The 18,935-nt window shown below is 64.8% G+C and carries 16 protein-coding genes, 1 tRNA gene and 1 pseudogene; 8 read left to right on the top strand and 10 right to left on the bottom strand.

Annotated elements, in window-relative coordinates; genetic code table 11:
* The first annotated feature begins 116 nt into the window (after positions 1 to 116).
* Together RIN79_RS09980 and RIN79_RS09975 are read left to right on the top strand one after the other, a co-directional pair.
* Positions 117 to 557 (top strand): VOC family protein, encoded by a 441-nt coding sequence (locus tag RIN79_RS09980; RefSeq protein ID WP_309084506.1) that lies wholly within the window; start codon positions 117 to 119, stop codon positions 555 to 557.
* A gap of 146 nt (positions 558 to 703) precedes the next feature.
* The gene (locus tag RIN79_RS09975) at positions 704 to 2,236 is read left to right on the top strand and encodes an acyl-CoA carboxylase subunit beta (RefSeq protein WP_309084505.1); all 1,533 of its coding nucleotides are present in this window, start codon (positions 704 to 706) and stop codon (positions 2,234 to 2,236) included.
* Positions 2,237 to 2,263: 27 nt separating this feature from the next.
* Here the strand turns inward: RIN79_RS09975 and RIN79_RS09970 are convergent, their stop codons facing one another.
* Positions 2,264 to 2,530, bottom strand: a complete 267-nt coding sequence (locus tag RIN79_RS09970; protein ID WP_309084504.1) for a hypothetical protein — start codon at positions 2,528 to 2,530, stop codon at positions 2,264 to 2,266.
* Positions 2,531 to 2,790: 260 nt separating this feature from the next.
* Between RIN79_RS09970 and RIN79_RS09965 the strand changes: the two are divergent.
* A pseudogene (locus tag RIN79_RS09965) lies at positions 2,791 to 3,003 on the top strand (hypothetical protein); the annotation flags it as partial.
* 138 nt (positions 3,004 to 3,141) lie between these two features.
* On the opposite strand, the gene RIN79_RS09960 reads toward RIN79_RS09965, so the two are convergent.
* Complete coding sequence (locus RIN79_RS09960; protein WP_309084503.1) at positions 3,142 to 3,477, bottom strand: hypothetical protein; 336 nt, start codon at positions 3,475 to 3,477, stop codon at positions 3,142 to 3,144.
* A gap of 226 nt (positions 3,478 to 3,703) precedes the next feature.
* Here RIN79_RS09960 and pncB point away from each other — a divergent pair, with 226 nt between their 5' ends.
* Complete coding sequence (gene pncB / locus RIN79_RS09955) at positions 3,704 to 5,008, top strand: nicotinate phosphoribosyltransferase (protein WP_309084502.1); 1,305 nt, start codon at positions 3,704 to 3,706, stop codon at positions 5,006 to 5,008.
* 44 nt (positions 5,009 to 5,052) lie between these two features.
* On the opposite strand, the gene cckA is transcribed toward pncB, so the two are convergent.
* Complete coding sequence (cckA, locus tag RIN79_RS09950) at positions 5,053 to 7,653, bottom strand: cell cycle histidine kinase CckA (RefSeq protein WP_309084501.1); 2,601 nt, start codon at positions 7,651 to 7,653, stop codon at positions 5,053 to 5,055.
* Between the two features lie 181 nt (positions 7,654 to 7,834).
* Here cckA and RIN79_RS09945 point away from each other — a divergent pair, with 181 nt between their 5' ends.
* Positions 7,835 to 8,701 (top strand): flagellar biosynthetic protein FliO, encoded by an 867-nt coding sequence (locus tag RIN79_RS09945; RefSeq protein WP_309084500.1) that lies wholly within the window; start codon positions 7,835 to 7,837, stop codon positions 8,699 to 8,701.
* 8 nt (positions 8,702 to 8,709) lie between these two features.
* On the opposite strand, the gene glmU is transcribed toward RIN79_RS09945, so the two are convergent.
* On the bottom strand, positions 8,710 to 10,068 hold the full coding sequence (glmU, locus tag RIN79_RS09940) for a bifunctional UDP-N-acetylglucosamine diphosphorylase/glucosamine-1-phosphate N-acetyltransferase GlmU (protein WP_309084499.1): 1,359 nt from the start codon (positions 10,066 to 10,068) through the stop codon (positions 8,710 to 8,712).
* A 71-nt stretch (positions 10,069 to 10,139) separates the two neighbouring features.
* Positions 10,140 to 10,877 carry a cytochrome c biogenesis CcdA family protein gene (locus RIN79_RS09935; protein WP_309084498.1) on the bottom strand — a complete coding sequence of 246 codons (738 nt, stop codon included), beginning with the start codon at positions 10,875 to 10,877 and terminating at the stop codon, positions 10,140 to 10,142.
* 177 nt (positions 10,878 to 11,054) lie between these two features.
* On the opposite strand from RIN79_RS09935, the gene RIN79_RS09930 reads away from it, so the two are divergent.
* Positions 11,055 to 11,130: transfer RNA gene (locus tag RIN79_RS09930), tRNA-Lys, on the top strand.
* Here the strand turns inward: RIN79_RS09930 and RIN79_RS09925 are convergent.
* The gene (locus tag RIN79_RS09925; protein ID WP_309084497.1) at positions 11,125 to 12,627 is read right to left on the bottom strand and encodes an NAD(P)H-hydrate dehydratase; all 1,503 of its coding nucleotides are present in this window, start codon (positions 12,625 to 12,627) and stop codon (positions 11,125 to 11,127) included. The genes RIN79_RS09930 and RIN79_RS09925 overlap by 6 nt on opposite strands.
* 284 nt (positions 12,628 to 12,911) lie before the next feature.
* Here RIN79_RS09925 and RIN79_RS09920 point away from each other — a divergent pair, with 284 nt between their 5' ends.
* Both RIN79_RS09920 and glnA read left to right on the top strand, forming a co-directional pair.
* On the top strand, positions 12,912 to 13,250 hold the full coding sequence (locus RIN79_RS09920; protein ID WP_173931815.1) for a P-II family nitrogen regulator: 339 nt from the start codon (positions 12,912 to 12,914) through the stop codon (positions 13,248 to 13,250).
* Between the two features lie 57 nt (positions 13,251 to 13,307).
* Entirely contained in the window at positions 13,308 to 14,717 is a 1,410-nt protein-coding gene (glnA, locus tag RIN79_RS09915; protein WP_309084496.1) for a type I glutamate--ammonia ligase, read from the top strand.
* A gap of 84 nt (positions 14,718 to 14,801) precedes the next feature.
* On the opposite strand, the gene RIN79_RS09910 is transcribed toward glnA, so the two are convergent.
* The 4 genes from RIN79_RS09910 to RIN79_RS09895 are packed head-to-tail and all read right to left on the bottom strand — an operon-like array spanning position 14,802 to position 18,861.
* Positions 14,802 to 15,401: an ABC-type transport auxiliary lipoprotein family protein gene (locus RIN79_RS09910; protein WP_309084495.1), complete on the bottom strand. Its 600-nt coding sequence runs from the start codon at positions 15,399 to 15,401 to the stop codon at positions 14,802 to 14,804.
* A gap of 60 nt (positions 15,402 to 15,461) precedes the next feature.
* Positions 15,462 to 16,838, bottom strand: coding sequence for an MlaD family protein (locus RIN79_RS09905; protein ID WP_309084494.1), 1,377 nt, complete (start codon positions 16,836 to 16,838; stop codon positions 15,462 to 15,464).
* Positions 16,839 to 16,855: 17 nt separating this feature from the next.
* Entirely contained in the window at positions 16,856 to 17,647 is a 792-nt protein-coding gene (locus tag RIN79_RS09900) for an ABC transporter ATP-binding protein (RefSeq protein WP_309084493.1), read from the bottom strand.
* Positions 17,648 to 17,676: 29 nt separating this feature from the next.
* Positions 17,677 to 18,861, bottom strand: coding sequence for an ABC transporter permease (locus RIN79_RS09895; RefSeq protein ID WP_309084492.1), 1,185 nt, complete (start codon positions 18,859 to 18,861; stop codon positions 17,677 to 17,679).
* Positions 18,862 to 18,935: the final 74 nt, after the last annotated feature.

The raw sequence follows: 18,935 nt of genomic DNA, 5'->3' as shown, positions 1-18,935 counted from the left end.
CCGGATATACTGCAGCATTCCTGCAGCGACTGCGGCAGGAGGAGCTTTTGGCCGTTGCCGGGCACCGTGCCTCCACTTTATGTTCTCGCGGGTTCAATTCGAGGAAGGAAGCTGAAATGCGCTACTTGCACACGATGGTCCGCATCCGCGACGTGGAAGAATCGCTCGACTTCTACTGCAACAAGCTGGGGCTCAAGGAGGTCCGCCGGATCGAGAATGAAGCCGGCCGCTATACGCTCATCTTCCTTGCTGCTCCAGAAGACGTGGACACGGCCGAGCGCAACAAGGCGCCGATGGTCGAGCTCACCTTCAACTGGGATCCGGAGGACTATCAAGGCGGGCGCAATTTCGGCCACCTTGCCTATGAGGTGGACGACATCTATGCGCTCTGCCAGCGGCTGATGGATTCCGGCGTCACGATCAATCGCCCGCCGCGCGACGGACGGATGGCGTTCGTGCGCTCTCCCGACGGCATCTCCATCGAAATCCTGCAGAAGGGCGAGGCAAAGCCGAAGGCCGAGCCATGGGCGTCCATGCCGAATACGGGAGCTTGGTAGGAGGATAAGGGAGTATGGGAAAGGGAGTAAGGGGATTGGCGCGCTAGTGTATTGGCTGCGGCAGCAGTGGGCGCAGGGCTAACTTTCGTCCCTCACTCCCCTGCTCCCTTATTTCCCTACTCTCTTGTTCCCTAGATGGAGGCGACATGAAGGACGTCCTGCGCGAGCTTGAAAGACGCCGCGCCATTGCCCGCGAGGGCGGCGGCAAGGCGCGTGTCGAGCAGCAGCATGCCAAGGGCAAGCTCACTGCACGGGAACGGCTCGAGGTCTTTCTCGACGAAGGCTCCTTCGAGGAGTTCGACATGTTCGTCGAGCACCGGTCCCACGACTTCGGCATGGAGAAGACGAAAATCGCCGGCGATGGAGTCGTCACCGGCTGGGGCACGGTGAACGGCCGCACCGTGTTCGTCTTCGCCAAGGATTTTACCGTCTTCGGCGGCTCGCTGTCGGAAGCCCATGCCGAGAAGGTGATAAAGATCCAGGACATGGCGCTGAAGAACCGGGCGCCGATCATCGGCTTCTACGATGCCGGCGGCGCGCGCATCCAGGAAGGAGTCGCCGCGCTCGGCGGCTATGCGGAGATTTTTCAGCGCAACGTGCTCGCCTCTGGCGTCATCCCGCAAATCTCCGTCGTCATGGGCCCCTGCGCCGGCGGCGACGTCTACTCGCCAGCCATGACCGACTTCATCTTCATGGTGCGCGAGACCTCCTACATGTTCGTCACCGGGCCCGATGTGGTGAAGACGGTGACGAACGAGACGGTCACCGCAGAACAACTCGGCGGCGCCCACATCCACACGACGAAATCCTCCATCGCCGACGGCGCCTACGACAACGATATCGAAGCGCTCTTGCAAATGCGTCGCCTGATCGATTTCCTCCCCTCCTCCAACACGGCGGAAATTCCGGCGATCGACTTTCACGAGGGCGCAGCCGAGCCGGACTATTCATTGGACCGGCTCATCCCGGGCAATGCCAACAAGCCCTACGACATCAAGGAATTGATCCTGAAGGTGGCGGATGAAGGGGATTTCTTCGAGATCCAGGAGGGTTTCGCCAAGAACATCGTGACCGGTTTCGGCCGTGTGGAAGGCAGGACGGTGGGCTTCGTCGCCAACCAGCCGATGGTACTGGCTGGCGTGCTGGATTCCGACGCCTCGCGCAAGGCGGCCCGCTTCGTCCGCTTCTGCGACTGCTTCAACATCCCGATCGTCACCTTTGTCGACGTGCCCGGCTTCCTGCCCGGCACCGCGCAGGAATATGGCGGGCTCATCAAGCACGGGGCGAAGCTGCTCTTCGCCTATGCGGAGGCGACGGTGCCGAAGGTCACCGTCATCACGCGCAAGGCGTTCGGCGGCGCCTATGACGTGATGGCTTCAAAACATCTGCGCGGCGACATCAACTACGCCTGGCCGACGGCACAGATCGCCGTCATGGGTGCCAAGGGCGCAGTGGAGATCATCTTCCGCAAGGATATAGCGGACGCGCAGAAGATCGCAGAGCACACACGCAGGTACGAGGAGCGGTTCCTCTCGCCCTTCGTGGCCGCCGAGCGTGGCTATATCGACGAAGTCATCATGCCGCATTCGACCCGCCGGCGCGTCGCGCGCGCGCTGCGCATGCTCCGTAATAAGGACTTGTCGAATCCCTGGAAGAAGCACGAGAACATCCCGCTCTGACGAGGCGGAACGTTCTCGCGGCTTATGTCAGTGCAGCGTCGCGCCGCTGCCGGTGTAGTGGTGCGGTTTCTGCTGGGCGAGCGGGACCGGCCTGTGGAAAAACATGGCAGCGCTATGCGCCATGCCGGCCGCCATCACCTCGGCTTCCAGATCTGTGACGCTCGCCCGTTCTTCCGGGAACCGCGCCTTCATCTCCCACGCGATTGCCGGGACATTGACGACCCCATCGCGCGCCAAAGCTCGCCGGACAGCCGCATGCAGTTCCTCCAGCAATGCGCTCGAGAACCGTTTCATCTGGGTCTCCAGGCTCCCTCGCAGGTCGAACTCAGCTGCGAGGAGGCGAAAGATACCCCTGAGGCGCTTCACAAGCAACCTATTTTCTTTATTTTTCAATTAGTTAGTACAAGTCTCCCAATGCAGAAGCGGGGGATCTCGCGTCAGTGACGCCAGTTACTCATTTGGCGCCATTGACTGGTTTCAAGCCTGCACCATCTATCTTGAAATGATTGGCGAATCTTGGATTTTGCCTGACGATGCTGTGAATGGAGGTCGACGTGGCGGCGCTTGAGAGGCCGGAACGCCTGCAGATCATGTTGAGCGCGGAAGAGTTGCAGGCGCTGGAGGATTTCCGATTCGAGAACCGCATGCCGAGCCGGGCGGCCGCCGTGCGCGAACTCATGCGGCGCGGGCTGGCCTCGGGCGGATTCCTAAAGGCCGGCAGTGGGGCCAGGTCTCAGGATTTCGGCGTGATCGACAAGACTGCGGACGCCGGAGATGCTAGCCGCCGTGGATCGAGCGGCTCGCCCCAGGGGAAACCCTCATCCAATGGAGGCTCGAACCGTTCCTCCAATGGCTCAAACGATTCGCATGAGGGCGGGTGAACGCTCATCGCTGTCGATTGCCGTTCAGAAGGATTTGGGCGGAACGAAGAGGCAGATTGTCCGCGATGTGTCCGCTCCGGCGATCGAGCACCAGTGGTAAACGCCGTCCGGCGAGTCCCTCACCCGCTTGTCCGAGTAGGCCACGACTTCTCCTGTCGTCCGGATGACATATCCCTCGGGCCGCTCCGAAACGAGATCGGCCGATACTTCGCGGCAATCGTTGTTGGAGCAACAGGCATAAGGATAGCTCCAGCCGGACTTGGCTTCATGTGCATCAGCGAGATTGGGTACCCCGACCAGGGGCAGGAACAGGGCGGCGGCGAAGCCGCGGGCGAGGAGGACTGGGTTGGAGCATTCCATGGCTATCCCTCATGGTTGCCCCCCGTGATGATTTTCAACCGGTCATGGTTAACCTCGCTAACCGAGCCCGATGTCGCATTGAAGCGCGTCGGGCAGAACGCCGGCGCTCGCGGTTCGTTCCAGCCGGACCTTCCGGCGCACAGATTGACTTTTTGCCCATAGGGGTGTGGTTTGCGTCGGAAACGGGATGCCTCCGCGCATTTCCGGCCAAGCGGGACAGGCGCCGATGACCACCACCGACATAGCACGCCGGGTTTACAACCACACTTGGAAGCTCGACCCGATCTGCCGCAGTCTGCTCGACACGGACTTCTACAAGCTCCTGATGCTGCAGATGATCTGGGGCCTTTATCCGCATGTGGACGCGACCTTCACGCTGACTAACCGCAACAGGACGGTGCGGCTTGCCGACGAGATCGACGAAGGAGAACTGCGCGAGCAGCTCGATCACGCCCGCACCATCCGCTTCAGCAAAAAGGAGATGATCTGGCTTGCCGGCAACACTTTTTACGGCCGCAAGCAGATATTCAGCCCGGAATTCCTCGCCTGGCTCGCCGAGTTCCGGCTGCCGGAATACGAGCTCAGCCGCCGGGGCGGCCAGTTCGAGCTGCATTTCCCCGGGCGCTGGATGGAGACCACCATGTGGGAGATCCCGGCGCTCGCCATCATCAATGAATTGCGCTCGCGGGCGGCGATGAAATCGCTCGGCCCCTTCGCACTCGACGTGCTCTATGCCCGGGCCAAAGCGAAAGTCTGGTCCAAGGTCGAGCGATTGAAGAAGAACCCCGACATCCGCATCTCCGATTTCGGCACGCGCCGCCGCCATTCCTTTCTCTGGCAGAGATGGTGCGTCGAGGCGCTGAAGGAAGGAATCGGCGATTCCTTCACCGGCACATCCAACGTTAAGCTCGCCATGGACACGGATCTGGAAGCGCTCGGCACCAATGCGCATGAGCTTCCCATGGTGCTGGCCGCGCTGACGCGAACGGAGGCAGAGCTGAAGACATCGCCCTACCGGGTGCTCGAAGACTGGCAGCGCTACTATGGCGGCAATCTGCTTATCGTCCTGCCTGACACGTTCGGCACCGACGCTTTTCTCAAGGACGCGCCCGACTGGGTGGCGGACTGGACCGGATTCCGGCCGGACAGCGCCCCGCCGATCGAGGGCGGCGAGCGCATCCTCACCTGGTGGGAGAAGCATGGACGCGACCCGCGCGAAAAGCTGCTGATCTTTTCCGACGCGCTGGATGTGGATACGATCGAGGGCACCTACCGCCATTTCAAGGGGCGGGTGCGTATGGCCTTCGGCTGGGGTACGAATCTCACCAATGATTTCGAAGACTGCGCGCCGGACGAGATCGACAGCCTCAAGGCCATTTCGCTGGTCTGCAAGGTGAGCGAGGCTAACGGCCGGCCGGCCGTGAAGCTGTCGGACAATCCGGAGAAGGCCACCGGCGATCCGGCCGAGATCGAGCGCTATCTGAAAGTGTTTGGAAGCAGCAACCGCGTGCGTCAGCCCGTGGCGGTGTGAAGCGCTGGCTCAGGTCTTTTGCTGCCGGGCGGAGGCAGGCGCCTCTATCCCCTCTCGTCCTCCAGCATCTCCTTAACCGTCGTGGCCAACTGCCTGAGCGAGAACGGCTTTGGCAGGAATCCAAAAATTGCGTCGGAAGGTAGGTTCTTGGCGAAGGCGTCCTCGGCGTAGCCCGATACGAAGATGAATTTTATGTTCGGCTGCTCCTTGCGCAATTCGCGCAGGAGCGTCGGTCCGTCCATTTCCGGCATCACCACGTCCGAGACGACGATGTCCACCTTGCCCTCGAGCGCATGGAAGATCTCCAGCGCCTCGGTGCCCGAGCTTGCCTCGTGCACCTCATAGCCGCGCGAGGTGAGCGCGCGCACGCTGCCCATGCGCACCGCGTCCTCGTCTTCCACCAGCAGCACACGCGCCGAGCCGGAAAGGTCGCGATTGGCTTCCCGCTGCTTCTGCTCTCCGGCGCCGTTTGCCGCCGCGGCCGCCGCGGCTTCCGCCTGCGCCGCTTCCGCCGCCGATGGGACGTGCCGCGGCAGGAAGATGCGGAAGACCGTGCCCTTGCCGACTTCCGAATCGCAGTAGATAAAGCCGCCCGTCTGCTTCACGATGCCGTAGACCATCGACAGGCCGAGGCCCGTGCCCTTCCCCACCTCCTTGGTGGTGAAGAAGGGCTCGAAGATCTTCTTCTGCACCTCGGGCGGAATGCCCGTGCCGGTATCTTCCACCTCGACGACCACATAGTCCGCCGGCTGCAGCTCGCGATAGGTGTACTCGGCGCATTCGGCGGCGGTCACGTTCCTGGTGCGCACGGAGAGCCGCCCTCCGTCCGGCATGGCGTCCCGCGCATTGACAGCGAGATTGACGATCACCTGCTCGAACTGGCCGATGTCGACCTTCACCGGCCACAGGTCGCGCCCATGCTCGATGGTCAGCGTGATGTCGTTGCCGACCAGCCGCGAGAGCAGCATGCGCACATCGGCGAGCACGTCGGTGAGGTTCAGCACCTCCGGCCGCAGTGTCTGCCGGCGCGAGAAGGCAAGCAGCTGCCGCACCAGCGAGGCGGCCCGGTTGGCGTTCTGCTTGATGTTCATGATGTCGGGGAAGGACGGGTCCGACGGCCGGTGATTCGTCAGAAGCAGGTCCGAGGCCATGATGATGGCCGTGAGCACATTGTTGAAGTCGTGCGCTATGCCGCCCGCGAGCTGGCCCACCGCCTGCATCTTCTGGCTCTGCGCCATCTGCGCCTCGAGCGCCTTCTGCTCGGTGGTCTCTACGGCGTAGACGATGGCGGCTTCCTCCGCGCCCTCGCCGCCGCCCGGATCGGCAACGGCATTGACGTAGAAGCGCATGTGCCGCTCTTCGTTGTCGGGCAGAACCGTGTCGATCGGCGCGATATCGGCCTGGCGCTGCTTTGCCTTTTCCAGCGCCTGCGCGAATGCTTCGCGGTCCCGCTCATGCATCACCGTGTCGAGGCGGATCCGCCGGTCCACCGCGTCGCGGTCAACCACGCTCGAGAACAGAGAGAGGAAGGGCGCGTTGGTGCGCAGGATGCGCCCTTCATGATCGAGGCTGGCGATAGCCATCGGGGTCGAGTTGAAGAAGCGCGTAAAGCGCACTTCGGAGGCGCGCAGGTCGGCCGAAGCGTCCTCGCCCAGCGTCCGGTTGAGCACGATGGTGCGGGTCGGTCCCGGCGATCCGTCACGCATGGCGGTTACGCGATGCATGAAGCGCACGGGCAGCGCCTCGCCGCGCATCGTAGAAAGGTCGAGGTCGATGACGGCGTTGCGCGTCGTGCCGTGCTCGGCCTTCACGGCCTGGATCAGCGCCATCCCGTCGCCGGCGATGATGTCGGACAGGGTCAGGGCGCCGGGAACGAAATTGGCAAGATCGACGCCCAGCCATTCGGCAAGGGTCGCATTGAGGTAGGTGATCCGGCCATCGGCATCGGCAGCGAAGAACCCGGCCGGGGCATGGTCCAGATGGTCAATCGCCTTCTGCAGGTCGAGGAAGAAGCGCTCCTGCTCGGCGCGCTCGTCGGAGATGTCGGTGACGAGCCAGGCCGAGAGCGGCTTGCGATGACCCGGCACCTTGAAGACGCGCGCCCAAACACGATACCAGCGCGCTCCGGGCTCGCCCCCCGCCCGAATGGACCGCGAGAGGCGGAACTCGCCGTCGCCCGCCTTGCCGTCGCGCAAGCCCGCGGCGAGCCGCTCGATCACGGGAGCGGCTTCCGGATTGTCGGACAGGAGGGCCTCGACCGTCTTCACGTCCGCCGCCGAAATGGCCCCGGTCAGTTCGGCATAGGCGCGGTTGGCGTAAAGAATATGCCCCTTTGCATCGGTGACGATCAGTCCCTCGGCCATGGAATCGACGAAGGAGCGGGAAAGCTCGTCGCCCGTGGACCGCGGCGCGATCTGGACGAAGCCGATGGCACTGGCGAAGAGATAGCCAACCCCGACCATTGCCAGAACACCGAGGACACCGAGCAGGAAGTCTTCCCCGAGCCGTTCCTGAAAAAGAGCGATGGCAAGCGCCGAGCCGGTCAGGACGAGAATGAAGATGATCAACCGCGTGATGACGCCGGGCCTCATCCCCTGGTCGACGATGGGTGCCGCTTCTGTCTCGCCGCCACTTCGCTTGGCCATTCGTCCCCTCGCGCCGACTGCACGGCCCCACGCCTTCAATCGCATATATCAAGGCGGCACGGCGGCGCAAGATCGCGCAGGCGGCCCGCCGGAATGGCCGACCGGGATTCCCGCTTGCCGCACTACGCCTCAGCGCTTAGTGTTAAGTCTTTGAAGAAGAAGATGTAGCCTGGAGAAGTCGATGAGCGAATGGCTTGGCAATTTGGGAGGCGGCGGCTTTGTCACGGCGCTGATCTGGATCGTGGCCGCCCTCCTCGTGCTGGCGATCATCTTCGCCCTGCTGCGCGTCATCCGCAATTCCCGTTCCGGCACGTTCTTGAGTGATGGCCGTCACCGCGGGCCGCGCCTGGCGGTTGTGGATGCGGCGGCCGTGGACGAGAAGCGCCGACTGGTACTGGTGCGCCGGGATGAGGTCGAACACCTCATCCTGATCGGCGGGCCGACCGACATCGTCATCGAGCAGCAGATCAGGCAGCAGCAACAGCAGGCCGCGCCAGCACCGATGCAGCGGCGGGAGCCGGCCGCCCCTCCGCCGCCTCCTCCCGCGACCTCTCCGGTCCCGCCACGCCCGGCGGAAAGCGCCGCGCCGCGCCCGCGTCCGGCGCCGCATGCCGCGCCTGCCCCGCGCGCCGAGCCCTTCCTTGCCCCACGCGTTGACCGGCCGGCGCCGCCGGAGCGGCCGGAGCGGCCGATCCAGGACAGAGCGCCCCAGCGCGACGCGCCGATTGCGCCGCCACCTCCGCCCCCCGCCGCTCCCCCTGTGGAGGCAAGACCGCGGCCGGCGCCGGAGGCTCCCTCGATGCGCCAAGAGGCGCCGCGCGTGGTCGCCGCGCCGTCGGATGCCTGGCCGACCGAGCCGCAGCGGCAGGACGTTGCCCCGCCGCGCGACCACATCGAACCCCCCTCGCTCGACGAGATTCGGCCGGCCGCCGAGGCCCCCCGGCCCGCTGCGGCCGCACCGGCCCCACAGCGGCACGAGCCTTCCATCGAAGAGGAAATGAGCCGCCTGCTCGACGACCTCGTAGAGGACGAAAACAGGAAGGGCTAGGCGAGCGCCTAGCCTTTCGCACTCTTCGCCGCAGCCAGTTTGTCGCGCAGGATCTTTCCGCGGCCCTCATAGGTCGTCTGGCGCGCGCGGCCGAAGGCGAGCGAGTCGGCCGGCACGTCCTCGGTAAGCACGCTGCCCGAGGCCACATAGGCCCCGGCGCCGATCGCAATCGGCGCCACCAGCGCCGAGTTGGTGCCGATGAAGGCGCCGGCGCCGATCTCCGTGCGGTGCTTGCCGAAGCCGTCATAGTTGCAGGTGATGGTCCCGGCACCGATATTGGCGCCCGCACCAACCGTGGCATCGCCGATATAGGACAGATGCGGCACCTTGGCGCCCGGCTCGACGCGCGTGTTCTTGATCTCGCAGAAATTGCCGATCTTGGCCTTCTCCATGATCGCCGCACCAGGGCGCAGCCTGGCGAATGGGCCGACCGCCGCCCCGCTTTCCACCACCGCGCCTTCGATATGCGAAAAGGCGTGGATGCGTGCGCCGGCGCCGATCCGCACGCCGGGACCGAACCAGACATTGGGCTCGATGACCGTCTCCGGGCCGATTTCCGTGTCGTGGGAGAGGAAGACGGTTTCCGGCGCAATCATGGTGACGCCGGATAGCATCAGTTCGCGCCGCTTGCGCCTTTGCCAGATTGCCTCGGCTTCGGCGAGCTCGGCGCGGTGGTTGATGCCGAGGGCGCTTTCGAGCCCGGCCTCGCTGGCGAGAACCAGGAGTCCCCTGTGGTTGGCGATGCCGACGATGTCCGTCAGATAAAACTCGCCCTTAGCGTTGTCATTGCCCACGGCGTCCAGAAGCGCGCACGCATGGGCGCCGGCGACGGCCATCACGCCGCTGTTGCAGAATGTGATTTTCTTCTCTTCCGGCGAGCAGTCCTTCTCCTCGCGTATTGCGACCAGCCGGCCGTCTTTCTCAATCAGACGGCCGTAGCCCGACGGATCCGGCGGGCGGAAGCCCATAACTGCGACAGCAGCACCCTCCGCCAGCTTTGCCCGCGCGTCCGTGAGCACTTCGGGCTCGAGAAGCGGATGATCCCCGAACACGACCAGCACGTCGTCATAGCAGCGCGCGATAGCCTCCCGCGCCGCCAGCGCCGCATGGGCAGTGCCGAGCCGCTGCTCCTGCACGAATATCTCGACCTCGCCGGCCGCTCCGCTCGTCACCGCTTCGCGCACCTGATCGGCCCCATTGCCGACGACAAGCGCCAGCGCGTCGGCGCCGGCCGCCTTGGCGGCGGCGATCACATGGCCGACCATTTCGAGCCCGCCGATCTTGTGCAGCACTTTTGGCAGCCCGCTCTTCATGCGGGTGCCTTCGCCCGCGGCGAGGATGATGGCGAGGCAGGTGCGGTTGGTCATGGAGAAAGTCCGTTATTGCTGCGGAATCGGCCGATCTGTAGCACTGCGCGCGGCGAGCGCAAAATACCGGCTCAGCCGAGCCGCCCGAGAACGGGGAAGGTTTCGAGCAGCCAGAAGGCCATGTTCTGCATCCCGCCGGTCAGGAACAGGAGGCCTGCGACGACCAGCAAGCCGCCGATCGCCTTCTCCACGCGGCCCAGATGCATGCGGAAGCGCTGCAGGAAGCGCATGAAGGCGTCGGAAAAGAGCGCGGCGATAAGGAAGGGAATGCCGAGCCCGGCCGAATAGACCGCGAGCATCAGCGCGCCCTCACCGACGGTCTCGCGCCCGCCGGCCAGCGTCAGGATCGGCCCCAGGACCGGGCCGATGCATGGCGTCCAGCCGAAGGCGAAGGCAAGGCCCATCAGATAGGCCGCGCCGATGCTCGCCGGCCGGCCGCCCGCCTGGATGCGCGCCTCGCGCGAAAAGAGCGGGATGCGCACGAGGCCCAGGAAATTGAGCCCCATCAGGATAATGATGAGCCCGGCCATGATGGCCAGTTCCTGCTGCCAGGCGCGCAGCAGCCCGCCGATGGTCGAGGCTCCGGCGCCGAGCGCGACAAAGACCGTTGAGAAGCCGAGCACGAAGGCGAGCACCGCCTGCAGGAGCGGGAGCCTGGCGCTGGCCGCACCCTCGGGCCGCCGGAAATCCTCCACCGACACACCGGCCATGTAGCAGAGATAGGGCGGCACGAGCGGCAGCACGCAGGGCGACAGGAACGAAAGCGCCCCCGCCGCAAGCGCGCTGGTATAGCCGATATCGATCGCCATTCGATGCCTCTTTGCGCTCGGATATAAAGGCGTGGCGGCGAAAGCTCCAATCACCATCGCGTGGGCAAAGCGCCGCATCGCCCCGCCCGCCCTGCCGCACCCGGCATTTGCGGTTGACCCGGTGGTGCCGCCCCACTATGTTCCGCCGCAATTCGCAGGCGGCATTTTGCCTCGTGCGAGCGCGTAGCTCAGCCGGTAGAGCAACTGACTTTTAATCAGTAGGTCCAGGGTTCGAATCCCTGCGCGCTCACCACGCCTCGATGAACCCTCTCAACACTTGCGGCAGCGCTTCCGGCAGATCCTCCGCGATCAGCCCGGGCCCGACCGCCCTTCCCGCCTCGGCGTGAAGATAGACCGCGGCGGCCGCCGCTTCGAAAGCAGGCATACCCTGCGCCAGCAGGCCCGCGATCATCCCGGCAAGCACGTCGCCGGAGCCGGCGGTGGCAAGATAGGGCGTCGCGTTGGCATTGATGAGGGCCTGCCCCTTGGGCGTAGCGACGACCGTATCCGGCCCCTTGAGGAGAACCACCGCGCCGCTGCGTGCGGCGGCGGCGCGAGCCTTGCCCAGCTTGGAGAGTTGTGCGTCGGCGGCAAGATCCGGGAAGAGGCGGGCGAACTCGCCGAGGTGGGGCGTGAGTACCAGGCTCCCCTCGCTCGAGGCAGCAGCCGCGAAAAGCAGCGCGGGCTCGGCGGCAAAAGCCGATATACCGTCTGCGTCGAGCACGAGATGCGCCGGCGCATGCCCAGTCTCGGCGCGGAGCAGGCTGGTGGCGAAGATCCGCGCCTTGTCGCCTACGCCGAATCCCGGCCCGAGCACATAGGCCGCCGCCTCCCGCCCGCGCCGGAAGGCGGCAAGCTCGTCCAATTCCTCCACCCGGCGAAGCATGATCGAGGTGAGGTGGATGGCGTTGACGGCGAGCGCCGCTGTTGGGGAAAGCAGGGTCACCGCCCCCGCTCCGATCCTTGCCGCGCCGCGCGCGCAAAGCCTCGCCGCGCCGGTTGCCGCCGGCCCGCCAGAGAAAACGCCCACATGGCCGCGCCGGTATTTGTGTGTATCCGCCTCCGGGCGCGGCAGGAGCCCGGCCCAAAGCGCCGGCGCGTTCTCGCGGCAGCGGGGGCGGATCGCGTCGAGAAGCTCGGCGCGGATCCCGATATCGGCCACCACGGTTTCCCCGCAGAGGGAGCGGCCGGGATATAACAGGTGGCCCGGCTTCTTGCGGAAGAAGGTCACGGTGAGCCTGGCGGGAAGCGCGGCGCCTAGGACCATGCCGCTGTCTCCGGAAACGCCTGACGGTAGGTCGACGGCAATGGCGGGCGCTTTGGCGGCCGCTGCCCGTTCCAGCACGGCCGCATAGGCGCCCTCGACCGGCCTGTCCAGCCCCGCCCCGAACAAGGCATCCACCACCACCCACCCCGGCTCAGGCCCGAAATCCCCGAGCGGCCCCGCCCGCAGCGGCCACTCGGCCGCGGCGCGCGCCGCATCGCTTCCCGACCTCGGCTCGGCATCGCGCCAGACCCGCACGGACAGCCCGCGCTCGTGGAGCAGGCGCGCCACCACATAGCCATCGCCGCCATTGTTGCCCGGGCCGCATAGCACGTCGAAACCGGCGGCATCCGCATGACGGGCGAGGATCTCTGCCGTTACCGCCGCGCCGGCATTGCGCATGAGATCGATGCCCTCGAAAGGGCCGGCCTCGGCGGCAAGCCGGTCAGCGCGGGCCATCTCCTCCGGTGTCAGAATCTCGTGCATCGCCTCACGACTCACTGCTTGTCGATCATGGCTTCGATTCGGCCTGGCCGCAAATGCGATGCTCCGCCCGGTCAGCATTTGAGCACATTGCCTATTTCCTAGGCAGGTGGATCGGCCACAAGCGGCCGAGCCCGCATCCGCAGACACCGTTTCCATCTTCCAGCAGGGGAAAACGCCGACAATGCCGCCGGTACCCACCTGGCGTCGGCTTGGCATGCTTCCTGCATACGAATAGGCGAAGCGGGGCTGCCCCCGCTTTTCACGCAATCGGAGGCCGCCGAACCATGAAAAAGATCGAGGCGATCATCAAACCTTTCAAGCTCGACGAGGTGAAGGAAGCGCTCCAGGAAGTCGGGCTCCAGGGCATCACCGTCACCGAAGCCAAAGGTTTCGGCCGCCAGAAAGGACATACGGAGCTCTATAGGGGCGCCGAATACGTGGTCGATTTCTTGCCGAAGGTGAAAATCGAGGTGGTTCTGGTCGACGACATGGTCGATGCCGCCATTGAGGCCATCCGCAAGGCGGCGCAAACCGGCCGTATCGGCGACGGTAAGATCTTCGTCACCAACGTCGAGGAAGTCATCCGTATCCGCACCGGCGAGACGGGGCCGGACGCGGTCTGATCAAAAAACACCAATTCCGATTGTGGAAGAACTGTCATTTACAGGGGTTGAAGAGACATGACGACAGCACAGGACATTTTGCAGCAGATCAAGGACAAGGACATCAAGTTCGTCGATCTGCGGTTTACGGACCCGAAGGGCAAGCTCCAGCACGTGACCATGGACATCGGCGAGGTGAACGAGGACATGTTCGCCGACGGCGTGATGTTCGACGGCTCCTCGATCGCCGGCTGGAAGGCCATCAACGAGTCGGACATGGTCCTGATGCCGGAGCCGGAAACGGCGCATATCGATCCATTCTTCGCGCAGTCCACCCTGGTGATCCTCTGCGACATCCTCGACCCGGTCTCGGGCGAGGCTTATAACCGCGATCCGCGCGGCATCGCCAAGAAGGCGGAAGCCTATCTGCGCGCCGAGGGCATCGGCGACACCGTCTATGTGGGACCTGAAGCCGAATTCTTCGTCTTCGACGACGTGAAGTACAAGGCCGATCCCTACAACACCGGCTTCAAGCTCGATTCCAGCGAGCTGCCCTCCAACGACGACACCGACTACGAGACGGGCAATCTCGGCCACCGCCCGCGCGTCAAGGGCGGCTACTTCCCGGTGCCGCCGATCGATTCGCTGCAAGACATGCGTTCCGAGATGCTCTCGGTGCTGACCGAGATGGGCGTGACGGTGGAAAAGCACCACCACGAGGTGGCTGCCGCCCAGCATGAACTCGGCTTGAAGTTCGACACGCTCGTGCGCAACGCCGACAAGATGCAGATCTACAAGTATGTCGTGCACCAGGTCGCCAATGCCTATGGCAAGACGGCCACCTTCATGCCCAAGCCCATCTATGGCGATAACGGCTCGGGCATGCACGTGCACCAGTCGATCTGGAAGGAAGGCAAGCCCACCTTCGCCGGCAACGAATATGCGGGCCTGTCCGAGACCTGCCTCTATTATATCGGCGGTGTCATCAAGCACGCCAAGGCGGTCAACGCCTTCACCAACCCCACCACGAACTCCTACAAGCGTCTGGTGCCGGGCTTCGAGGCGCCGGTGCTGCTGGCATACTCCGCGCGCAACCGCTCGGCGTCCTGCCGCATTCCATTCGGCACCTCGCCGAAGTCGAAGCGCGTCGAGGTCCGCTTCCCCGATCCGCTGGCGAACCCCTATCTCGCCTTCGCGGCCCTGCTCATGGCCGGTATCGATGGCATCAAGAACAAGATCCATCCCGGCCAGGCCATGGACAAGGATCTTTACGACCTGCCGCCGAAGGAGCTGAAGAAGGTGCCGACCGTATGCGGGAGCCTGCGCGAGGCGCTGATGAGCCTCGACAAGGACCGGGGCTTCCTGAAGGCCGGCGGCGTGTTCGACGACGACCAGATCGATGCCTATATCGAGCTCAAGATGGCCGAAGTGCTGCGCTTCGAGATGACGCCGCACCCGGTCGAGTTCGACATGTACTATTCGGCGTAGTAACAGCAGCATGACGAGAAGGCTCCGGGTTTTCCCGGGGCCTTTTTTCTTTCTCTGCAGCAGACTGCTCGGCGGAGAAGCCGTTCACATGACGGAGACGGACCAGGTCACGATCTCGGCCACGGCGGATTGGAAGGCCTGATCGAGAGCGGCCAGGAAGGTCTCGTCGCCGCTGCCCGCCAGTGGCGCGACGGCCGCGAAGTCGCGCGAGGCGCGCACCAGGCCGGTGCGGTCATCAAGCACCCGCACGAAAAGCTCCACATAGGCCTGGTTGCTGCCCACCCGTACCTCGAAGGCGCGGATATCGACGATCACCTGATAGTCAATGGCAAGGCCCTCGCCGGGCCTGCCCACGCCGCCCAGCCGCCCCGTGCGTTGGTAGGCCTCGATAAGGCCGGCCTGCACGAGCCGCGGCAGCCGGTCGGACCAGCGCACCCCTTCGAGAAGCTGGATGGCGCCGCTTGACGTCCGGACGGCGACATCCTCTCCGTCCAGCACTTTCAGGGCCGTGGGCTCCGGCACGAGGATCTGTCTGCGGGAAAGGCTGGGCCCCGAGGTGGCGAGCGCCGGCGCGCTCAGATCATAAACGTCGACCGGAGCCGGACCGAATCCGGGAATGGCGGCGCAGCCGCCGAGCACCAAGCCGAGGACCACCAGCCCGCATTGAGCGCCTCTAAAACCCAACCCATTGCTCCCAAACGCCGGATTCGCCCCGCAGACCTTTGCGGACGCTTTTCCGGCTTGTCAACGGCGGGCCCGGCCGTCATAGCGGCGGACGGCCCCGTCGCCACCTGTAATGATCCGCTGCGGGTTGCGTTCCAGATCGCTGATGGAGCTCTCGATCCGCGTCACCGCGCGCCGCGCGTCGGTCACCAGTGCCTCGACGTCGCGCAGGCCCTGGCCGGAGAAGCGCGCCAGGCCCTCGGTGATCGGCCCCAGCCTCGCATTGAGCGTGTCGGCCACCTGCCGGAAAGAGGCGAGCGTCTTGCTAGCGTCGGCGAAGAGGCTCTGCCCCTCCCCGGAGCCAAGCATGCCGTCGAGCTTCGCGAGGACGCCGTCCACTCGGACGGAAGCGGCATTGAGGCGGCTGGCTAGCTCCTGCGCATCGGTGATGAATTGGTCGATGTCCTCGGTCCGGTCTCCCACCGTGTCGCCCACGCGGGCGATATCGGCGGAAGCCTGGTTGATGGCAGTGCTCGCCTCCTCGAAATTGCGGATGGCGCTCCCGATCGCCGTCGGATCGACATCCGCCATCAATGCATCGACCTTCCTCAAGGTGTTGCTCGCCTGGTCCGAGAAACTGTTGATCGAACTCACCGCTTCGTCGACACCGGCCACGATCGTATCCAGCTGGCCGGTAGCGGCGCTCACGCGCGCGGTGAACGTATCGATATTCTCCACAATGTTCTCGATCTTCTGGCGGTCGACGGCTGTGATCAGCTCCTCCGCGGCTGCCAGGGTCGAATCAAGCCGGCCCGATACGCTGGAAATGGTATCTGAAAGCTCGCTGATATTGGCCAGGAAGGAATCGATCCCCTCCGAATTGCGCGCAAGCGCGGCCGAGAAGGTCTCGATATTCCGCACGGTTTCGGTCAGCGGACCGCGCACATCGGTGGCGAAGCCCTCCAGCTGATCCATCACGGAATCGGCACGCGACATGATGCTTTCGGCGGACTGCAGCAGGTTCGTCACTGCCGACGGATTGGCGGTTATCTCTGGTATTCGCCCCTCCTGCTGCGCAAGGGCGAGCAGGTTCGGCTCCTGCGGGTTGCCGCCTGCGAGCTCGATATTGGCCTGTCCGGTGGTCAGGCTGGCGAGGCCGACATCCGCCTTGGTGGACTGGGTCACCGGCGTGGTGCGCTCCAGCCGCGCTTCGGCAATGGCGCCGGCCGGGTTGTCCTGGTCGAGATAGACCCGGTCAACGGTGCCGACGCGCACGCCGTTGAACAGCACCGCGCTGCCGGTGGTAAGCCCGGCCGCCGAGCCGGGGATGCGGAACCGGATCGGCACCATATTGCCCTGCTCCCCCACGCCCGCCGTCCAGTAGACGAAGCCGAATGCGGCCAGGATGGCGAGGATCGTGAAGATGCCGACGACGACGTAGTTTGCCTTGGTTTCCATCTTCTTCTTTTCTTATTTCAGCGCACGACCTGGCGCGCCCGCTTTCCGCGGAAATAGGATTTCACCCAGGGCTCCTCGCTGCGCATCATGTCCTCCACGGTGCCTTCCACGAGCACCCTTTTATCGCCCAGAACCGCGATGCGATCGCAGACGGTCAGCAGACTGTCGAGATCATGTGTCACCATATAGACCGTCAGACCCATCGTATCGCGCATTTTTGCGACGAGCTCGTCAAATTCGGCTGCGCCGATGGGGTCAAGGCCGGAGGTGGGCTCGTCGAGGAAGACGATGTCCGGGTCGAGCGCAAGCGCGCGGGCGAGCGCCGCCCGCTTGATCATGCCGCCGGAAAGCTCGGACGGATACTTGGTGGCGGCGTCGCGCGCCAGGCCGACCAGTTCGAGCTTCAAGAGTGCCAGTTCGTCCATCAGCTTTTTCGGCAGGTCGAGATATTCGCGCATGGGGACCTGGATGTTTTCGGCCACAGTCAGGCCGGAGAACAGCGCCCCGTGCTGGAAAAGAACACCCTGCCGCATGTCGACCACCATACGCTCGCGCTCGCCCAGTTCGGCAAGGTCCTCGCCGTAGATACGGATCGTGCCGGACTGTTTCGGGGCGAGGCCGAGGATCGTCCTCAGCAGCACGGACTTCCCCGCTCCCGACGCGCCGACAAAGCCGAGGATTTCCCCGCGATAGACCTCGAGCGACAGATTCTGGAGCACCGTCGTGGGACCGAAGCGGACAGTGATATCGCGCGCCTCCAGGATGACCTCCGCCCCATTGCGAGAGGCGCCCCCGGAAGCCACTGCCATTCCCTCCCCGTTTCCGCCGGCCGTCGTCATCAGAAATCTATTGCTGCGTAGAACATGGCGAAAAGACCGTCGATGAGGATGACGATGAAGATCGCTTTCACCACCGAGGAGGTGACATGCATGCCGAGCGATTCGGCGCTGCCGCCCACTTTCATGCCCTCTACCGACGCGATGATGCCGACGATGAGGGCCATGAACGGCGCCTTGATGAGCCCCGCGAAAATACTGGTGAGGTCGATCGCACCATGCAGCCGGACGATGAAGGCCGAGGGCGAGATGTCCGAATAAAGCCAGGCGACCATCATCGCGCCGCCCAGCGCCGCGAAATTGGCGATGATCGTCAGGCAGGGCACGGCGATCACGAGCGCGACAAGCCGCGGGAACACCAGCACGCCCACCGGATTGAGGCCGATCACGGTGAGCGCGTCCACCTCCTCGCGCATCTTCATCGAGCCGATCTCGGCCGTGATGGCGCTGCCCGAACGGCCGGCGATCATGATCGCGGTCATCAGCACGCCGAGCTCGCGCAGGATCAGGATGCCGACCAGGTCGACCACATAGAGCTCGGCGCCGAAATAGCGCAGCTGGAACGCGCCCTGCTGCGCGATGATGGCTCCGACCAAGGCCGACATCAGCACGATGATGGGAATGGATCCCACGCCCATCCGGTCGATCTGGGTCGCGATTGCCGCCGGGTTTATCGAGTAGCCGCGGCCGAGCTTCATCTGCGCGCCGCTGATCGTGGCGCCGAGTATGTGCAGGCCGTAGAGCAGGTCGTCGCGGATGTCGTAGACCACGCGGCCAAGGGCGGCCAGCACGCTCGCGATCCAGTTTCCCTTGCGCCGTGGGGGCTGGACCTCGCCCTCCTCGGCCATGGGCTCGACGGCGGCGAGCAGGATGGTGGCGGCTTCCGACCTTCCGGTCACCTCGACGTCGGTTCCGCGGCGCTTCTGGCCGCTGACGAGGCGCGCCACCAGCCACGCTCCGGCCGTGTCGAGCTGCCGCACCTGGCTAAGATCGATGGTCATACGTTCAGCGGTGTGCCCGAGGAGATCGCGCATGGGAGCGTCAACCAGGGCCACGGTCCTGGTGGTCCAGTCGCCCTCGAGGTAGCAGGTCAGCGCGCCGCCATTGTCCTCCACCTCGACGCGCGGCGCCGTCGCGCTTTGCGGCGCGGCTGCAGGCTCTCTCCGGGTCGATAGCTTGAACACCATGGCGAACATCCTTAAAGCGGAGAAGCCCGGAAGGAAACGGCCTGCTGGCGAAAGCTATGCATAGTTCGGCAAGC

It is taken from the genome of Chelativorans sp., assembly GCF_031180965.1.
GTDB lineage: Bacteria > Pseudomonadota > Alphaproteobacteria > Rhizobiales > Rhizobiaceae > Chelativorans.
The sequence above is the reverse complement of the archived record's forward strand: the minus strand, read 5'-3'. Positions and strand labels throughout refer to the sequence as shown.

Coding starts and splice junctions, on each gene's coding strand:
- glmU (WP_309084499.1), bottom strand. CDS start 10,068: ATGACCAACCGCACCTGCCTCGCCATCATCCTCGCCGCGGGCGAAGGC.
- RIN79_RS09920 (WP_173931815.1), top strand. CDS start 12,912: ATGAAAAAGATCGAGGCGATCATCAAACCTTTCAAGCTCGACGAGGTG.
- RIN79_RS09900 (WP_309084493.1), bottom strand. CDS start 17,647: ATGGCAGTGGCTTCCGGGGGCGCCTCTCGCAATGGGGCGGAGGTCATC.
- glnA (WP_309084496.1), top strand. CDS start 13,308: ATGACGACAGCACAGGACATTTTGCAGCAGATCAAGGACAAGGACATC.
- RIN79_RS09960 (WP_309084503.1), bottom strand. CDS start 3,477: ATGGAATGCTCCAACCCAGTCCTCCTCGCCCGCGGCTTCGCCGCCGCC.
- RIN79_RS09980 (WP_309084506.1), top strand. CDS start 117: ATGCGCTACTTGCACACGATGGTCCGCATCCGCGACGTGGAAGAATCG.
- RIN79_RS09970 (WP_309084504.1), bottom strand. CDS start 2,530: ATGAAACGGTTCTCGAGCGCATTGCTGGAGGAACTGCATGCGGCTGTC.
- RIN79_RS09935 (WP_309084498.1), bottom strand. CDS start 10,877: ATGGCGATCGATATCGGCTATACCAGCGCGCTTGCGGCGGGGGCGCTT.
- RIN79_RS09945 (WP_309084500.1), top strand. CDS start 7,835: ATGAGCGAATGGCTTGGCAATTTGGGAGGCGGCGGCTTTGTCACGGCG.
- cckA (WP_309084501.1), bottom strand. CDS start 7,653: ATGGCCAAGCGAAGTGGCGGCGAGACAGAAGCGGCACCCATCGTCGAC.
- RIN79_RS09905 (WP_309084494.1), bottom strand. CDS start 16,838: ATGGAAACCAAGGCAAACTACGTCGTCGTCGGCATCTTCACGATCCTC.
- RIN79_RS09975 (WP_309084505.1), top strand. CDS start 704: ATGAAGGACGTCCTGCGCGAGCTTGAAAGACGCCGCGCCATTGCCCGC.
- RIN79_RS09895 (WP_309084492.1), bottom strand. CDS start 18,861: ATGGTGTTCAAGCTATCGACCCGGAGAGAGCCTGCAGCCGCGCCGCAA.
- pncB (WP_309084502.1), top strand. CDS start 3,704: ATGACCACCACCGACATAGCACGCCGGGTTTACAACCACACTTGGAAG.
- RIN79_RS09925 (WP_309084497.1), bottom strand. CDS start 12,627: ATGCACGAGATTCTGACACCGGAGGAGATGGCCCGCGCTGACCGGCTT.